At 48.4% G+C, this 15,655-nt stretch carries 17 protein-coding genes; 8 read left to right on the forward strand and 9 right to left on the reverse strand.

Features of this window, described 5'->3' with window-relative positions; all coding sequences use genetic code 11:
* The first annotated feature begins 325 nt into the window (after positions 1-325).
* The 3 genes from CS562_RS32250 to CS562_RS32260 all read left to right on the forward strand — a co-directional run bounded on the left by CS562_RS32250 (position 326) and on the right by CS562_RS32260 (position 3,275).
* Positions 326-1,240, forward strand: a complete 915-nt coding sequence (locus CS562_RS32250) for a helix-turn-helix transcriptional regulator (protein WP_180287257.1) — start codon at positions 326-328, stop codon at positions 1,238-1,240.
* A 373-nt stretch (positions 1,241-1,613) separates the two neighbouring features.
* Positions 1,614-2,639: an NAD(P)/FAD-dependent oxidoreductase gene (locus tag CS562_RS32255; protein WP_180287258.1), complete on the forward strand. Its 1,026-nt coding sequence runs from the start codon at positions 1,614-1,616 to the stop codon at positions 2,637-2,639.
* Positions 2,640-2,858: 219 nt separating this feature from the next.
* A complete protein-coding gene (locus CS562_RS32260) occupies positions 2,859-3,275 on the forward strand; it encodes a helix-turn-helix domain-containing protein (RefSeq protein WP_076291701.1) in 417 nt (138 codons plus the stop codon).
* A gap of 161 nt (positions 3,276-3,436) precedes the next feature.
* Here the strand turns inward: CS562_RS32260 and CS562_RS32265 are convergent, their stop codons facing one another.
* Genes CS562_RS32265 through CS562_RS32290 form a run of 6 tightly spaced genes read right to left on the reverse strand, consistent with a single transcriptional unit; the run spans position 3,437 to position 8,209 of the window.
* Positions 3,437-4,342 (reverse strand): urease accessory protein UreD, encoded by a 906-nt coding sequence (locus CS562_RS32265; protein ID WP_175383728.1) that lies wholly within the window; start codon positions 4,340-4,342, stop codon positions 3,437-3,439.
* Positions 4,314-5,036, reverse strand: coding sequence for an urease accessory protein UreG (gene ureG / locus CS562_RS32270; RefSeq protein ID WP_053781689.1), 723 nt, complete (start codon positions 5,034-5,036; stop codon positions 4,314-4,316). Before ureG ends, CS562_RS32265 begins: the two co-directional genes overlap by 29 nt.
* A 33-nt stretch (positions 5,037-5,069) precedes the next feature.
* Positions 5,070-5,765: an urease accessory protein UreF gene (locus CS562_RS32275; protein WP_180287259.1), complete on the reverse strand. Its 696-nt coding sequence runs from the start codon at positions 5,763-5,765 to the stop codon at positions 5,070-5,072.
* 18 nt (positions 5,766-5,783) lie between these two features.
* The gene (gene ureC / locus CS562_RS32280; protein ID WP_099859422.1) at positions 5,784-7,502 is read right to left on the reverse strand and encodes an urease subunit alpha; all 1,719 of its coding nucleotides are present in this window, start codon (positions 7,500-7,502) and stop codon (positions 5,784-5,786) included.
* On the reverse strand, positions 7,499-7,888 hold the full coding sequence (locus CS562_RS32285) for an urease subunit beta (protein WP_076291706.1): 390 nt from the start codon (positions 7,886-7,888) through the stop codon (positions 7,499-7,501). Before CS562_RS32285 ends, ureC begins: the two co-directional genes overlap by 4 nt.
* Before the next feature lie 18 nt (positions 7,889-7,906).
* Complete coding sequence (locus CS562_RS32290) at positions 7,907-8,209, reverse strand: urease subunit gamma (protein ID WP_076291707.1); 303 nt, start codon at positions 8,207-8,209, stop codon at positions 7,907-7,909.
* A 260-nt stretch (positions 8,210-8,469) separates the two neighbouring features.
* Between CS562_RS32290 and urtA the strand changes: the two genes are divergently transcribed.
* From urtA to urtE, 5 genes are all read left to right on the forward strand, one after another.
* Complete coding sequence (urtA, locus tag CS562_RS32295) at positions 8,470-9,720, forward strand: urea ABC transporter substrate-binding protein (RefSeq protein WP_076291708.1); 1,251 nt, start codon at positions 8,470-8,472, stop codon at positions 9,718-9,720.
* Positions 9,721-9,865: 145 nt separating this feature from the next.
* Positions 9,866-10,771 (forward strand): urea ABC transporter permease subunit UrtB, encoded by a 906-nt coding sequence (urtB, locus tag CS562_RS32300; protein WP_076291709.1) that lies wholly within the window; start codon positions 9,866-9,868, stop codon positions 10,769-10,771.
* A gap of 18 nt (positions 10,772-10,789) precedes the next feature.
* Positions 10,790-11,884, forward strand: a complete 1,095-nt coding sequence (gene urtC / locus CS562_RS32305) for an urea ABC transporter permease subunit UrtC (RefSeq protein ID WP_099859423.1) — start codon at positions 10,790-10,792, stop codon at positions 11,882-11,884.
* Positions 11,847-12,656: an urea ABC transporter ATP-binding protein UrtD gene (urtD, locus tag CS562_RS32310; RefSeq protein ID WP_076291711.1), complete on the forward strand. Its 810-nt coding sequence runs from the start codon at positions 11,847-11,849 to the stop codon at positions 12,654-12,656. Before urtC ends, urtD begins: the two co-directional genes overlap by 38 nt.
* Positions 12,634-13,329 carry an urea ABC transporter ATP-binding subunit UrtE gene (urtE, locus tag CS562_RS32315; RefSeq protein ID WP_099859424.1) on the forward strand — a complete coding sequence of 232 codons (696 nt, stop codon included), beginning with the start codon at positions 12,634-12,636 and terminating at the stop codon, positions 13,327-13,329. Before urtD ends, urtE begins: the two co-directional genes overlap by 23 nt.
* Positions 13,330-13,355: 26 nt before the next feature.
* Here urtE and CS562_RS32320 read toward each other — a convergent pair whose 3' ends face one another.
* The 3 genes from CS562_RS32320 to CS562_RS32330 all read right to left on the reverse strand — a co-directional run bounded on the left by CS562_RS32320 (position 13,356) and on the right by CS562_RS32330 (position 15,212).
* On the reverse strand, positions 13,356-14,009 hold the full coding sequence (locus CS562_RS32320; RefSeq protein ID WP_099859425.1) for a nitrogen regulation protein NR(II): 654 nt from the start codon (positions 14,007-14,009) through the stop codon (positions 13,356-13,358).
* A gap of 27 nt (positions 14,010-14,036) precedes the next feature.
* Entirely contained in the window at positions 14,037-14,240 is a 204-nt protein-coding gene (locus CS562_RS32325) for a hypothetical protein (protein ID WP_063564423.1), read from the reverse strand.
* Positions 14,241-14,510: 270 nt separating this feature from the next.
* Positions 14,511-15,212, reverse strand: coding sequence for an urease accessory protein UreF (locus CS562_RS32330; protein WP_175383732.1), 702 nt, complete (start codon positions 15,210-15,212; stop codon positions 14,511-14,513).
* Between the last annotated feature and the right edge of the window lie 443 nt (positions 15,213-15,655).

Genomic DNA, 15,655 nt, shown 5'->3' on the forward strand with positions numbered 1-15,655 from the left:
TCGAGTCCTCTCGACCGCATCATAATTTACGATTAAGCTCTTCCTAATGGAAGGGCTTTTTATTTTTGATTTGTGAGTATGATTCGGCTTTGTTCGATGGAGAAGCGAACTGAACGAGTAGTTGAATTTGAAGCGCGTGAGGCGCTTTGTATCTTCGAGGAGCCTTTCAATAGTTGATAATGATTCTCAATAATGCTACGATCAACTGTATAGGTTTGCTAATGGACTTAGTTCATTACTTGAAGACGAGGTGTTTAATATGGAGCAGATTATTCGGTCGGATAATATACATGGGTACTTTGATAGCCTCTCCGATTATTTGACGGTGATTGGAACAGAAGAAGAGGGAGAACAACAGATCATCCTTCCGCCTCTTTTGGGCATGGGAAGCATTTCCCGCATGAAAATCAGACAAGGATTTGAAGTTGTCATCTCCGATATGACGTTGAAAGAGGATTGGAATCAGTATATCCACGAAAATCGGGTTTTTGAGATCAATTATTGTTTTAGTGGAGATGTGGATTGTATTTTTAAAGGCAACCGCTATTCAACCCAAGTACAATCCGGCAATATATATTCGATGGAGGATAGCGAAATTCATTTGTTCAAGAGAGCCAAACAGAGACATCAATTTCTCGAAATCAGATTTTCGCCCGAACAAGTCCTTCACTATTTTGAAAATGCCGAGGATTATCGAAGCGTAGAGAAGTGGTTGAAGAGTCAGAGGGGACAAATAAGCCCTTTGAAAAATTCTGTCACACTTAAACGCGCCGTGAACGAAATGTTACAATCGTCCTATCTGGGCGCATTGAAGAGATTGCATTTGGAATGCAAGATTATGGAAATCGTTTTACTCGTTTTGGAAAAGTACACGTGCGAGCATCGGTCAAATGTTGCTTCTTATATCAAAAAACCGGATGTAGAGAGGCTTTACGCTACCAAGCAAATCATTCAGGATCGACTCGAAAATCCGCTGTCTTTGAAAGAATTGGCCCGAGCCACGGAATTAAACGAGTTTAAGCTTAAAAAGGGGTTCAAAGCTCTTTTTGGTATGACCGTTTTTGAATATATTCGTGATCAGCGATTGGAAAAAGGCTTATTTCTAATGCAATATGAACAGTTAAACATTGGAGAGGCAGCGGCGGCGGTAGGTTATAGCAATCCGAGCAACTTTTCTGCGGCATTTTATAAAAAGTACGGTTGCAAACCGGGGCGTTATGTGCGCTCGAATCCAGGATGAAGTCCCGTGATCAGCTTCAATCGAAAAATTTCGAGGACAAATGCAATCAGGCATAGTTCTTGCCCGTGGCGGCAAATCTTACCTAAGCACGGACAAGGGCTGCAAGTGCCCAGGTTGTCTGTTCATTGTGGAGCAAGCAGAATCCAAAGATGAGACTTAAGGTGTGGCGTTTCCGGACCCGTTATACAGCGGGCTTGGAAGCGTCTTTGCTATTTTCAAAGAGAGAAGTGAAGGGTTAAAAAATACGTTCACAGCTGAAAATAATCCGCCTATAGGTGGAAGGTTGCCTTCGACAAAGATGATAATCATTATCATAGGATCGGTGCATGAAATCAACTGCTATCGACCAAAAAAATCAGAGGAGGCGTTAGGAATGACTAGCGGAACGAATTCATTTTTTGATGTAACAATTATCGGAGGTGGTCCAACTGGACTCTTTGCAGCTTTCTATGCAGGTATGAGGGATTTGAAAACAAAAATTATTGAGGCCGCCCCGTTTCTTGGTGGGAAGTTGCCCTATTATTCGGAGAAGTTTCTGTATGACGTCGGTGGAGTCGCGGCGATGACGGCCGGAGATTTAAAGTTGGAGCTGGAGAAGCAAGCACGTACATTTGAGCCGGACATTGTCTATTCCCAGTTGATTGAAAGAATGGAACGCCTGGAGGATGGAACCTTTCGTTTAACAAGCAACACTGGGGAAACGCACTTGACGCGTACGATTTTACTTGCGATTGGATTCGGTACGTTGGTTACTAACAAGCTGGAAGTGCCGAATGCAGAACGCTATGAAGGTCGTCATCTACATTATGGAGCTGACAGCGTGGAGCAGTTTCGCGATAAGAGAGTGCTTATATCCGGGGGCGGCGATTCGGCTGTAGATTGGGCACTTGCCCTGGCTCCAATTGCGAAATTCGTTGGGATTGTCCACCGTAGAAATGAATTTCGCGCTCATGAGGGAAATGTTGTTCAACTTCTGAATACGGCAGCTCATATCATGACTTCTTCGCAGGTCAAGGAGATTCACGGAACTAATAATCGCATTAACAAGGTGACGATAGAACAGCTTGATACGCAAGAGGATGTTGAGCTGGAAGTGGACGAAATCGTGGTTTGCCACGGCGCAAAACCGGATTTGGGTGAGATCAAGAATTGGGGGCTGAATATAGAACAGGAGCGCATTATTGTAGATGCCTGGATGAAAACTTCGATAGAGGGCATTTTTGCAGCAGGTGATGTCGTTGAGTATACGGGTAAAGTGCCGGGCTTGATTGCGGGAGGGTTTACGGAGGGACCGGCAGCTATTAATCAAATCAAAGCATATTTGAACCCTAGTCAAGAAGTAAAGCCGATCTGGTCTACGGAACATGACAAGCTCCTGTCGATTCACCACGGGTCTTGATGTAACTGTAAAGCCTTGCCAAGCTGAACGTTTTTCGAGCGATGTGAGCACTGTTGTCTCGCGCTGGGTATTGACTCTCATGGTTATCCATGGGGGTCTTTCTTTGTTTACAAATGATAGGATGAACGTATTCCTGGGATTAAAAGGCTGAGGATTCAGGGAGGTTGTGGTATAATTTAGGTACATGTATTGATTATTACGGTTGGAAGGCGGTTCTGTATGCAGTCGATCTATGAGCGAATTGAACACCTGATTGCCGAAAAAGGAATGACCAAGAAGGCTTTCTGCCAACAGCTGAAGATCAGCACGGGCAATCTGGGTGATTGGAAACGCGGTAAATCTATTCCGAGTACGAATAAACTAATTGAGATTGCTTCGTTTTTTGATGTGAGCCTTGACTGGCTCATGATTGGACGTCCATCCAAGGAGGCGATGGTGCGGGAAAAACGGGAGGATTATTTTTTTGACGTGTTGCGGCAATTGAATTGCCAAGAAAGCGAATTATCGACTGTGGAACAGTCTTTTATCAGTGAATATATTGAATTTACCCGTTATCGCAAATCCAAGGAAAGCAGAGATTCAGGCGATTTTCGTTACAAGGGAGAAGATAAGCCCAAAGGAGACGAACTGTTGTAGTGCGAGTTAGTGAAAGCTACAACTTGACTGGATTATCTGGGTATATAAATAACCTCTGAACACATCCGAAACCCATCGGTTAGTTGTTCAGAGGTTTTTTCTTTGGGACTTATTGCAATATAAATATTTGATTCCGAAAGTTAGTCTGATGGAGTAACCCTTCACTTGCGGAATATGAGGTTAGGTTTACCCAAAAGATCGGAGCGAAGGGTGTTCCAGATCTGAAGGCATTGTTCTTGGAGTTCCCAGGCTGCCATTCCGAGCAAACGAACACCAATCCCGCCTGTGGTGAGCAAGCTGGCCCCGGCAAGCATGCGACCATCTGGGGGAAGGATGGACCGTACGGACTCCAATTGTGCTGCGCCCAATCCGGGGGCAATCATCCATAAAGCCGCAGAGTGAGTGTAGGCTAACAACGCTGCAGATGATGTTGGATCGTTCGATTCTGGTTCGAGTCCGAACCGATCCCATACGGCCAACTGCTCTCCTTGCCAGATTTCTGTCAGGCTGCGATATCGCTTGAATTGAAAGACTTCTCCCCGATGAATCCGTCCGGCGGACCAGATATCTGCATACGCAAGTATTGCTTGTTCACCCAACTCAAAGGTCGTGGTGAGTGAGGATGAGCTACCTTTAAACGGGATAACGCATTCAGGGAAGTACTCCAGCACCGCTCCCTGCTCCAGCCGAAAGTGATGGTTCACAGATGACGGAACAGTAGGTGTGGGATGAAGCCTCGTGGCTGATGTGCTGCTTAGCATTAAGTGAGTGTTCTGGCCCAATTGCCATTTGGATTGATAATGATCACCATTCAGCACGCCTGGAGAGACGTCTGAAGTATATACACATAATTCATCTCCGCCACCCGGAGGTCGAAAGGATCGACTGAACCGGAGAGGGGCGCTGTAATACCGATCGGTCATGACGGTGCGCCCGCCTTGGAGGGCAAAAGTGGCCCGAAGCTCGCTGCGGCGTATCACGGCCTCTCCGGTACTGCGGTTCAGTCCATATTCAACTCCATGTAAAGAGGAGGATGAATTAGTGGCTGTGAGTTGTTCCGTGCTCATGGGTGTGTGTATGCAGATGCGCAGCGGAAGCATCGTCATCCATATATTGATGTTCAAGCCAATGGACGATTTCGGATACCCCTTCACCACTCATCAGGTTCGACATCACATAAGGCCGTCCTTCGCGTACCCGTTCAGTATCATCCTTCATGACTTGCAGACTTGCGCCAACATAAGGGGCAAGGTCAGTCTTGTTAATGAGCAGGAGGTCAGAACGCGTAATACCCGGACCACCTTTGCGAGGCAGTTTTTCCCCCTGAGCTACATCAATAATGTAAATGAATACGTCCGCCAGTTCCGGGCTGAACGCAGCAGAGAGGTTGTCGCCGCCGCTTTCGATAAAGATCAGTTGCAGGTCCGGGAAGCGTTCAATCAACTCATCAACGGCTTCAAAATTCATTGAAGCATCCTCGCGAATAGCTGTATGTGGGCATCCTCCTGTTTCTACACCGATAATACGTTCCGGTGCGAGCGCGTTCTGACGCAGCAAAATCTCGGCATCTTCCTTTGTGTAAATATCATTAGTAATAACGGCCAGGCTGTAGCGTGTACGCAATGCCTTGGACAGCTTCTCTACTAAGGCCGTTTTTCCTGAACCTACCGGCCCACCGATTCCGATTCGCATTGGGCGACTCCGATCAAATACCTTACGTTCCCACTCCGCATGATGCGTATGATTAGCTCCTCCACACATAACAAATTCCTCCTTGGTTTTAAATTAATGAAGTTAGGACATAAACAGACGGGCTGGCAGGCTCTCGTGCCGCATAGCGTAGATTTCCTGGGCAATACCGAAACTGTGCATGTCTTCCGGGTCGTTATCCCGGATTTGAGACCATTCAGAATCAATATCATTCAAAAGTTTTTGGATAAGCATCTGTGCTTCGGTTTGCCCGATGGGCAGAAGACGCAGAGCGCTATTAACATAAGCGTTAACAGAGGTATACAAATGTCCGGTGACAGCTTCGTCCATTCCGATTTCCAACTGATAATTGATGTAACCGTGAATCGTTGTAATGCCGCAAAAAGCACCATGTTCCTGTACGGCTTCATCGATTAGAGAAAAGTCCATCCACGGGTAAAGTGATCTCGCGAGTTTGAGTAATCGCTTCCCCATCTTGTGCCCACTTTCCCGCAGTTCCCTGGGGGTTCGCTGGGCGTGTACACGTTTGTCGTAAAGGGCTAGAAGGGCGGCATCTTGTTGCTCAATGGCCTGGTAGACACCTTTGATGGCTAGACCATCGAGCCGTACGAGGCTGGAATGAAGCTGGCCACGAATGAATTGTTCGAGTTGGGCGATGGTCCGTATCCTGCCATCATGAGTGTATGCCTCCAGACCGAACGAGTGGGAGAACCCGCCAATGGGCAAGGCCGAATCCAGCAGTTGGACATAACAGAGTAATTTCGTGCCGCTGTGCATCATCATGCGTGGCCCCCTTTGTCAAAACATGAAATAGCGTTGTGCCATCGGTAATTCGTCCGCTGGCTCGCAGGTGAGAAGCTCGCCATCAGCCCGTACCTCGTAGGTTTCAGGATCAACTTCAATGATGGGTGTAACGTCGTTGTGAATCATGTCTTTTTTGCTCACCGATCGGCAGCCTTTGACGGGTTCTACGCGCTTGTTCAAGCCTAGCGCCTCTTTAATTCCGGCATCTGCTGCGGCTTGGGAGACAAAGGTGATCGACCCTTTGGCAAGTGCACTGCCGTAAGCACCAAACATCGGTCTGCCGAATACGGGCTGAGGCGTAGGGATCGATGCGTTGGGGTCACCCATCTGAGCAAAGGTGATCATGCCGCCCTTAATGACCATCTCGGGCTTTACCCCGAAATAGGCCGGTTTCCAGACGATCAGGTCTGCGAGCTTGCCAACTTCCACGGAACCGACGAGATGGCCTATGCCATGAGCGATAGCCGGATTGATCGTATATTTGGCGATATACCTTTTGATCCGATCGTTATCGGAAGGGGAGCCAGAGGTCAGTTCGAGCTTGCCTCGCTGCTTTTTCATCTTGTCTGCGGTTTGCCAGGTGCGAATAATGACTTCGCCAACCCGGCCCATCGCCTGTGAATCGGAACTGATGATGCTGAATACACCGAGATCATGCAAAATGTCTTCGGCCGCGATCGTTTCGGGACGAATACGCGAATCAGCAAAAGCAACGTCTTCAGGGATCGACGGGTCCAGATGGTGACAAACCATCAGCATATCGAGATGTTCTTCTACGGTATTGCGTGTGTAAGGACGTGTTGGGTTGGTTGAAGAGGGGATAACGTAAGACTCTCCGGCAGCGCGGATAATATCCGGCGCGTGTCCGCCGCCAGCACCTTCCGTATGATAGGTGTGAATTGTGCGTCCGTTAATGGCCGCCAGTGTATTTTCGAGAAATCCGGTCTCGTTCAGCGTATCGGTATGAATGGCTACCTGAACATCATGCTCTCCGGCTGCGGTTAGACAGGCATCGATAGCGCTTGGCGTTGTACCCCAATCTTCATGCAGCTTCAGTCCAATGACACCGGCTTCAATCTGTTCAATTAATGGAGCGGTGCTGGAACTGTTGCCTTTGCCGAGATAACCGATATTCATGGGAAATGCCTCTGCGGACTCCAGCATACGGTGGATATGCCAGGCTCCAGGTGTACAGGTGGTGGCTTTGGTTCCGGTTGCAGGTCCTGTGCCGCCGCCGATCATGGTTGTTACTCCTGAAGATAATGCCGTTTGAATCTGTTGTGGACAAATAAAATGAATATGGGTATCAATGCCTCCTGCGGTCACAATCATGCCTTCCCCGGCAATGATTTCGGTCGAAGCCCCAATAACTAACGCGGGATCAACTCCGTCCATCGTATCCGGGTTACCGGATTTGCCGATTGCGCAGATGAGGCCATCGCGAATACCGATATCTGCTTTTACAATTCCCCAATGATCAATGATGACCGCGTTGGTAATGACGGTATCAGGTGTGCCATCACTGCGAAGGGCTGATGTGGACTGACCCATCCCGTCACGAATAACCTTGCCGCCACCGAATTTGCTTTCATCCCCGTAAACTGCATAATCATGCTCAATCTCTGCCCATAGTTCCGTATCCGCCAGTCTGACAGCATCCCCGGTTGTTGGTCCGAACATGGACGCGTATTGTTCGCGGCTCATTCGTTTCATAGAGGTTCCCCTCCGTCCTGTACAGGGGGTGCGAATGTCTTCAGAAATGTTTCCAGTTTCTGTGGATCAGGTGGCTGATCTGCCGATCCTTCCGTTAATCCGTTAAATCCATAAATCTGACGTTTGCCGCCAAATGTGGTGAGTTCGACCGGTTTTTCTTCACCAGGTTCAAAACGAACAGCGGTGCCTGCCGGAATATGCAGGCGGTGTCCGAAAGCGGAAGTGCGATCAAAGTCCAGCGCAGCATTGACTTCATAGAAGTGAACGTGAGAACCAACCTGAACGGGACGGTCGCCGCGGTTCAGTACAATCAGACGCACGGTTAAGCGATCGGGATGACAGATGATCTCATCATCCTGTTTTAAGCGATATTCACCTGGAATCATGGAGTTCTCCTGCCTTTCTCAGCGTATAGGTTCATGGACAGTGACCAGTTTTGTTCCGTCAGGAAAAGTGGCCTCCACCTGTACCTCAGGAATCATATCAGGTACACCTTCCATGCAGTCTTCGCGTGTCAGGATCGTGCCGCCGTATCTCATCAACTCTGCAACACTCATGCCATCGCGTGCGCGTTCCATGAGCTCGGAGGTCAACAATGCGATAGCTTCGGGAACATTCAGTTTAAGTCCGCGTCCTCTGCGTTCACGGGCGAGGTTAGCAGCCACGGTAATCAGGAGTTTTTCTTTTTCCTGCTCAGTCCAGTGCAAGGTAATCCGACCTTTCCCTTAGATAGTCTATGTCGTCATGGATCATGTTATATGTTAAATATACTCACACAGGGTGGACCCTTTGTCAATATGGTTCCAATTATATTAGCAGCATGCATGAAACGAGTATGCATAAAATAAAATTGTGTAAGCATTATTGACACGGTGAGTGTAAGACTCCATAATTTGGATCAACGAACATTTCGGACATATATGACCTTAATGTTCGTCAATAGACTAAAAAAAGGGAGTGTAGGCTATTGAAGAAGAGGTCGGTCAAGTTATGGAGTGTTTTGCTCGGTGCAGTCATTGCGTTGACAGGATGTGTGGAAGGTGGCACGCCGCCTGAGGCGTCGGGTTCCGGTGGGGCGGGAGAGCCAGCTTCATCCGGAGATACGATTAAAGTAGGTGTGCTTCACTCCCTGAGTGGAACGATGGCAATCAGTGAAGTGTCCGTTAAAGATGCGGAGATGCTTGCCATTGAAGAAATCAACGCAGCGGGCGGAGTTCTGGGTAAACAGATCGAGCCTGTGGTCGAGGATGGCGCTTCCGATTGGCCAACATTCGCGGAGAAAGCCGGGAAGCTGCTGCAGCAGGATAAAGTAGCCGCTGTGTTTGGCGGATGGACCTCTGCGAGTAGGAAAGCGATGCTGCCAGTGTTTGAGCAGAACAAGGGTCTGTTGTTTTACCCGGTGCAATATGAAGGATTGGAATCATCACCAAACATTTTTTATACAGGAGCAACAACGAATCAGCAGATCGTTCCATCCGTAACCTGGTTGCTGGAGAACAGGGGCAAGAAGTTTTATCTGCTTGGTTCCGATTATGTTTTCCCGAAAACGGCCAACCAGGTCATCAAAGCCCAGCTGGCAGCTGAAGGTGGCGAAGTTGTAGGGGAAGAATATACACCGCTGGGACATACGGATTACAGTACAATTATCAGCAAAATCAAGGCTGCCAAGCCGGATATTGTATACAACACGCTGAACGGAGACAGCAATGTCGCCTTTTTCAAACAATTAAAGGATGCCGGGATCTCTTCCGAACAGTTGACAACTCTGTCAGTGAGTGTGGCGGAGGAAGAAATTCGGGGGATTGGTGCGGATGTACTGAAAGGGCATTTGGCCTCCTGGAACTATTATCAGACTACAGATACACCTGAAAATAAAACATTTGTAGAGAAATATAAAGAAAAATATGGAGCTGATCGGGTGACGGCCGATCCGATTGAAGCGGGATATGTTGCAGTTTATCTGTGGAAAGCAGCCGTGGAAAAAGCCGGATCAACCGATGTTGAAAAGGTGAAGGAGGCCGCCAAAGGTCTGGAATTCGATGCACCGGAAGGAAAAGTGACGGTGGACGGAGAGAACCAGCATATTTACAAAACGGTGCGGATTGGCGAAGTGCAGGAAGATGGACAGTTCAAGGAATTGTGGAACTCCGGCGCACCAGTCAAACCTGATCCGTATCTGAAAACGTACGAGTGGGGCGCTTCCCTCAGTACCAAATAGTATGGGTATCTCACTTGAGAACTGCTGAATATCAGACGAGGGTGAGACAACACACCCTCATACAATATTACGGTAAAGCGTTGATGCGGAACGTTAATGATGTCTTCTATAAAATTAGATGTTCACAGCATGGGAGGGAAAAGTGATGGATATGTTTGTCCTGCAAATGTTCAATGGGTTAAGCATCAGTTCCATCCTGTTGCTGATTGCATTGGGACTCGCGGTTACATTTGGATTGATGAATGTCATTAACATGGCTCATGGTGAATTGATCATGATTGGCGCTTACGCTACATATGTGACGCAAAACTTGTTCATTTCGTATGCTCCGCAAGCGTGGTTCGATGTCTACTTTATTGTGGCTCTGCCTATCGCCTTTGGTGTGGCGGCTCTTATAGGCTGGTTGCTGGAAGTGGTGCTGATCAGGCATCTGTATGGGAGGCCGCTCGACAGTCTGCTTGCAACATGGGGCGTAGGCATGATGCTGCAACAATTGGCCCGAACGATATTTGGGGCACCAAATGTAGGGGTATCCAGTCCGGCTTGGCTCAACGGAGGTTTGACCATCGCGGACGGCATTGTGTTTCCATATAAACGTCTTTTCATTATCGCGCTGGTTGCGGTTGTACTGCTGTGCATGTATCTGTACATCTATCGGACTTCTTCCGGGAGACGGATGAGGGCCGTGATGCAGAATCGAAGCATGGCGGGCTGTCTTGGGATTTCCACCAGACGAGTGGATGGCATGACCTTTGCGATTGGTTCGGGCATTGCTGGCATCGCTGGGTGTGCGTTGACACTGATTGGTCCGATTGGCCCCTCGCTGGGCACGTATTATATCGTGGATGCGTTCATGGTGGTTGTATTGGGCGGTGTGGGGAAACTGGTGGGAACCGTGTGTGGTGCGCTTGGAATTGGCATGTTCAATACATTATTCGAAACGTATACCTCAGCTTCTATCGGCAAGGTGCTGGTATTTGTCTGTATTGTTGCTTTTCTGCAATGGAAGCCGCGCGGGCTCGTTGCCATACGGACTCGAAGTTTGGATTAATGCGAAGAAGGGGGTTATATGATGTCGGCACTTCTTAAGACGGGTAGTCTGAAAATGAAGATCATCTGGGCAGTTGTCCTGATCATGATGTGTCTGGCTCCACTCATTTCCACGGAATTCCGACTTAGTCTGTTGGCGAAATTCCTTGCCCTGGCCATTCTGGCGATCGGTCTGGATTTGATCTGGGGATATGGAGGGGTGCTTAGTCTGGGGCATGGCGTTTTCTTCGGACTTGGCGGGTACGCCATGGCGATGTATCTGAAGCTGCAGGCGAGCGGTTCAACACTTCCTGACTTTATGGGATGGAGTGGTCTTAGCGGTCTGCCGTGGTTCTGGGAGCCGTTCAGGTCATTTCCGATGGCGCTATTGCTGGGGATTGCCCTTCCGGCATTACTGGCCTTTGCCTTGGGGTGGTTCACGTTCCGTAACCGGATTACGGGTGTGTATTTTACAATCCTGACCCAAGCATTAGTCCTCATTACCGTAACGTTATTTGTGGGCAAACAGGAATGGACGGGAGGGACCAACGGTATAACGGGATATAACGCGATCTTTGGTTTTACCCTTCATTCGGCAGGGACAACGATTGCTCTTTACTATATAACGCTTGCCGTTCTGGTGCTCGCCTATCTGCTTTGTCGCCGGGTTGTGAACAGCAGGTTTGGTCAGGTGCTTGAAGCTGCGCGGGATGGGGAAAATCGGGTTCGTTTTCTTGGCTATGACCCGGCAGGCTTCAAAACACTGGCCTTCGCCCTTTCCGGAGCGCTTGCGGGAATCGCTGGTATGTTATTTGTACTCCAGGTAGGGATCATCTCACCTTCCATGATGGGGATCGTGCCATCGATTGAAATGGTGTTATGGGTCGCCTTGGGTGGTCGTGGAACGCTGATTGGTGCGGTAATCGGTGCTGTGGTGCTGAACGCAGCCAAAACGGGCATCAGTGAAGCTTATCCGGAAGGTTGGTTGTTTGTCATTGGTGGGCTCTTTGTAACAGTGGTCTTGTTCATGCCGAATGGGCTTGTTGGTGTATACCGTCATGTGGTGCGCTTGCTGAAACGGAGAGGAGAGGTTGTGCATGTTCCAGTCAGTCAGGAAAAACCAAAAGTCTACTGATGTTCCGGTAGTCCTGGTAGCTGAGGAAATAACGGTGGCATTTGGCGGTTTTGTTGCGGTCAAAGGCATGAATCTGAAGCTGCATGAACATGATCTGCATTTTCTGATCGGTCCCAACGGTGCGGGGAAAACAACGATGCTGGATGTGATTTGCGGCAAAACCAAGCCCTTGTCCGGTACAGTGAAGATGGCCGATGGTACGGATCTGACACGTCTGAAGGAGCACCAGATTGTTCGAAAAGGGGTAGGGCGCAAGTTCCAGGCTCCGTCCATCTTTGCTGGTCTGACCGTGCAGGAGAACCTGATGCTGGCTGCGGAGAATCGTCGTTCTCCTTTACAGGCTCTGGGTATTCAACGGTATTCAAAAATAAGTCCAGCCATGGAGCGGATTACGCTCCAGATTGGTCTGCAGGGCCGTGTGGACGCACGTGCAGGGGCGCTATCACATGGGGAAAAGCAGTGGCTTGAGATTGGCATGCTGCTCCTGCAGGAACCCCGTGTATTGCTGCTGGATGAACCGGCAGCGGGGATGACTGACGAGGAAACACACAAGACGGGCCGCCTACTGCAAGAGATTGCGCGAGAAAGGTCTGTTGTGGTAGTGGAGCATGATATGGAGTTTGTTCGTGAGTATGCAGCCAAAGTGACAGTGATGCATGAAGGCAAGCTTCTAAAAGAAGGTACGATGGCGGAAGTGCAGGAAGATCCGAGAGTGGCTGAAGTGTATCTGGGCAAAAGGAGGGATGACCATGCTGTCGCTGCAACGAATTGAGTCCGGCTACGGGGAGAGCAATGTGCTGCGCGGTGTAAATCTGGATGTTGAGCCAGGTCAGGTGGTATGCCTGATGGGGCGTAATGGTGTAGGGAAAACCACCTTGATGAAGACGTTGATGGGGCTTCTTAAAACGCGCAAAGGAAGTATTCAGTGGAAAGGTCAGGAATTATCCACCCACGATCCGGCCAAACGGGCCAGGTCGGGGATTGGATATGTGCCGCAGGGGCGAGAAATCTTCCCGCAGCTAACAGTAAAGGAAAATCTGCTGCTGGGTCTGGAGACAAGTGCAGCGAGTGTAAAGACGTTCCCAGAGGATGTGCTGGCGATGTTTCCGGTGCTTGCCACGATGTATGGTCGACAGGGTGGTGATCTAAGTGGTGGGCAGCAACAGCAGTTGGCATTTGCCCGCGCACTGGCTGCCCGGCCGGGATTATTGCTTCTAGATGAGCCGACAGAAGGCATCCAGCCTTCCATTGTAGAGGATATCCGGCAGGTCATTTTGCAAATTAAGGCAAAGGGTGAAATCTCCATCTTGCTGGTGGAGCAAAGTATTGATTTTGTGCGCGGTGCTGCAGATTATATCTATGTAATGGACAAAGGGGCAATTGCACTGCAAGGCACACCGCGAGAGCTGGATATGTCGCAGTTTGAGCATCATCTGTCTGTGTAGCTTAGGGTTCTTGGTGTAGGGTGAGTTCAGGAACGCTTGTCCAGAATGTTGGAGTACTTCGGATATAATCTACGGATGCAATCCGGGCAGATATCATGGGTAAATTCGGCATGAGTGTGTTTCTCCAAATAACTCTCAACAGAGTTCCAGCTGTCCTGTTCATCCTTGATCTGTTTGCAGACAGCGCAGATGGGAAGCAGTCCACGCAAAGTACGCACTTCAGACAGGGCCTTCTTCAATTGGCGTTCTGTCTGTTTCTGTTCGGTAACATCCGTGTGTGCAATCAATGCGAGATCAGACAGCAGGGATGGGTCGGCCTGAATCAATGGGGTGAGTTCCAGGCGGAACCACCGCTGTTCGTTGTGGACAGTTTGGACGGAGATGTCGTATGTATAACTGTCTTTAAAAGGTGCAGTGATACTTTTTAACTCCTGAACGATCTTTGTATTCTTTGCTTTCTCCTCGCGTAATGTCCACCCTTCTACAAGATGGAGGTAATGGGGCGGTTCAGATGCTGTTCTGGAAGGGTTTGATGCGTTCGGTTTGGGGAACAGTTGCCCGAGTCCGTGTTGCCAAGCGGTGTTGCAGCTTCGAATGATCCAATTGTGGTCGACGATGATAAGCTGGTGTTTCATGGACTGGAACGACAATCTCTCCAGATCGGATATTAAGTATCTCATGAAATGAGCTCCTCCTTGGCAGAAATCTTATCTTAAATCATCTGGAATTTCCAAAATGTCAGCGACCTGGTTCCTGAACCGGGTTGCTTTGCGTGTGCCGTGAATGAGATTGGACAGACGGTATGGCGGAATGCCATACTGTTCACAAAATGTCTTTTGATCGACCTGGAGCTCAGTTAGTCGTCGTTTAATGGCCCATCCGAAAGGAGTCACAGGTTTCTTTTTGTTCAAAAGGGTTCACCCCTCGTTGGAATGTAGTGTTCAGCTGGTTATTCTTGGTGTAAAATATAGAGATATGCGAGCTGTATGTTTTATTATATACGTATTTGCGTCATCTAACAATTAAAAAAGACGGAAATAAGTGTATTTTAAGATGTTAAATGGCGTAAATACGTTAAATAGACAAAATAATTGACATAAAAAACACGCCAGCAATGAGGTTGCGGCGTGTTTTTTATATTTTACAGTCTGAGGAGGCGGTTATGAAGGGAAGGGGATAGATTAGGCTCTGTAGGCGTGAAGCCCTGCTCCAAGCATATGAAAGCTTGGGAACAATGTTTTCATGGACGTTGAGGTTGGTTGTACCAGTCCATCCGCAGCGGAGGCGCTGACGGTATGCCATTCATGCTCCAGATCTGCGGCCAGGCGAACCAGCAGGTCCTGGATTGTATCGGTATGAAGAGGAATCGCTTTGGAGGCTTCAGTTATGCAGGCACTCATGGCTGAATGCAGATAACCAAGGACCGCCTCCTCGACAGGGATTTCGAGGTGGTGGTTAATCCAGGCGTGAACAGTGGAGAGGCAGCCGACGGATTCATACTTAGCCAGGGTTTGTTCGAGGTGGCTAAAATCAATCCAGGGGTGGAGTGCATGAGCCAGCTTAATCAGACGTTTGCCCATTGTGGAGGCATGTTCTCTGAGATTGACTGGGGTGCGCTGGACATGAACGAGTTTGTCAATGAGGGCTGTACGCCACGCGTCATTGTGATCTGCGGCGGTGTATATGCCTTTAATCGCCATACCTTCCAGACGTACGATGCTGGGGTGCAATTGGCAGCGCATGAATGATTCGAGATCTTCGGCGTTACGAATGGTACCTTCAGCGATATGGGCATCCATTCCGAAGGAATGGGTGAAGCCTCCAACCTGAATAGAGGAATCAAGCAGTTTGACGTAATCGAGCAGCTTATTCCCACGGTTCACAATCTTTCGCCTCCTATGTTCGTTAAATGTTATGTTAAATAACATTTATACTCCTTTTTAGTTCGTTTTATGTTCGTAAATCCGAATTATATGATATATATATTCACATAAATATCCGCTTTTTGTCAACAGTTTCTTGGTTTTTAAATGTTTAATCTGTTTAATGTTATTTTATATAACTTTATGAGTTATGTTAAACTGAGAGGGTGTAAAGGATGGCACTACAAATAAAGTAGAGTAATCAGCCTAATCGGATATACAAACGAGATCAAATTTAATCATATGCACTTCGTAGGAGAAAATGACGAGATTATACGATTTATGGAAGGGAAAGCGCAGTTAAAATGATATTTATAAAAATGCTTTACTTTTAAACATGAACCGGGTATAATCAATTCTGTTGCCGATTATTTACGACATGCGGTCGTGGTGGAATGGCAGAC

The sequence above is a fragment of the Paenibacillus sp. LK1 genome, assembly GCF_002750415.1.
GTDB classification, from domain to species: Bacteria; Bacillota; Bacilli; order Paenibacillales; family Paenibacillaceae; genus Paenibacillus; species Paenibacillus taichungensis.

What these genes read in the sequence shown, in the direction of transcription:
- CS562_RS32255 (WP_180287258.1), top strand. Translation starts at nt 1,614, where the DNA reads ATGACTAGCGGAACGAATTCATTTTTTGATGTAACAATTATCGGAGGT.
- CS562_RS32260 (WP_076291701.1), top strand. Translation starts at nt 2,859, where the DNA reads ATGCAGTCGATCTATGAGCGAATTGAACACCTGATTGCCGAAAAAGGA.
- CS562_RS32265 (WP_175383728.1), bottom strand. Translation starts at nt 4,342, where the DNA reads ATGAGCACGGAACAACTCACAGCCACTAATTCATCCTCCTCTTTACAT.
- ureG (WP_053781689.1), bottom strand. Translation starts at nt 5,036, where the DNA reads ATGTGTGGAGGAGCTAATCATACGCATCATGCGGAGTGGGAACGTAAG.
- CS562_RS32275 (WP_180287259.1), bottom strand. Translation starts at nt 5,765, where the DNA reads ATGATGCACAGCGGCACGAAATTACTCTGTTATGTCCAACTGCTGGAT.
- ureC (WP_099859422.1), bottom strand. Translation starts at nt 7,502, where the DNA reads ATGAAACGAATGAGCCGCGAACAATACGCGTCCATGTTCGGACCAACA.
- CS562_RS32285 (WP_076291706.1), bottom strand. Translation starts at nt 7,888, where the DNA reads ATGATTCCAGGTGAATATCGCTTAAAACAGGATGATGAGATCATCTGT.
- urtB (WP_076291709.1), top strand. Translation starts at nt 9,866, where the DNA reads ATGGATATGTTTGTCCTGCAAATGTTCAATGGGTTAAGCATCAGTTCC.
- urtC (WP_099859423.1), top strand. Translation starts at nt 10,790, where the DNA reads ATGATGTCGGCACTTCTTAAGACGGGTAGTCTGAAAATGAAGATCATC.
- urtD (WP_076291711.1), top strand. Translation starts at nt 11,847, where the DNA reads ATGTTCCAGTCAGTCAGGAAAAACCAAAAGTCTACTGATGTTCCGGTA.
- urtE (WP_099859424.1), top strand. Translation starts at nt 12,634, where the DNA reads ATGCTGTCGCTGCAACGAATTGAGTCCGGCTACGGGGAGAGCAATGTG.
- CS562_RS32320 (WP_099859425.1), bottom strand. Translation starts at nt 14,009, where the DNA reads ATGAGATACTTAATATCCGATCTGGAGAGATTGTCGTTCCAGTCCATG.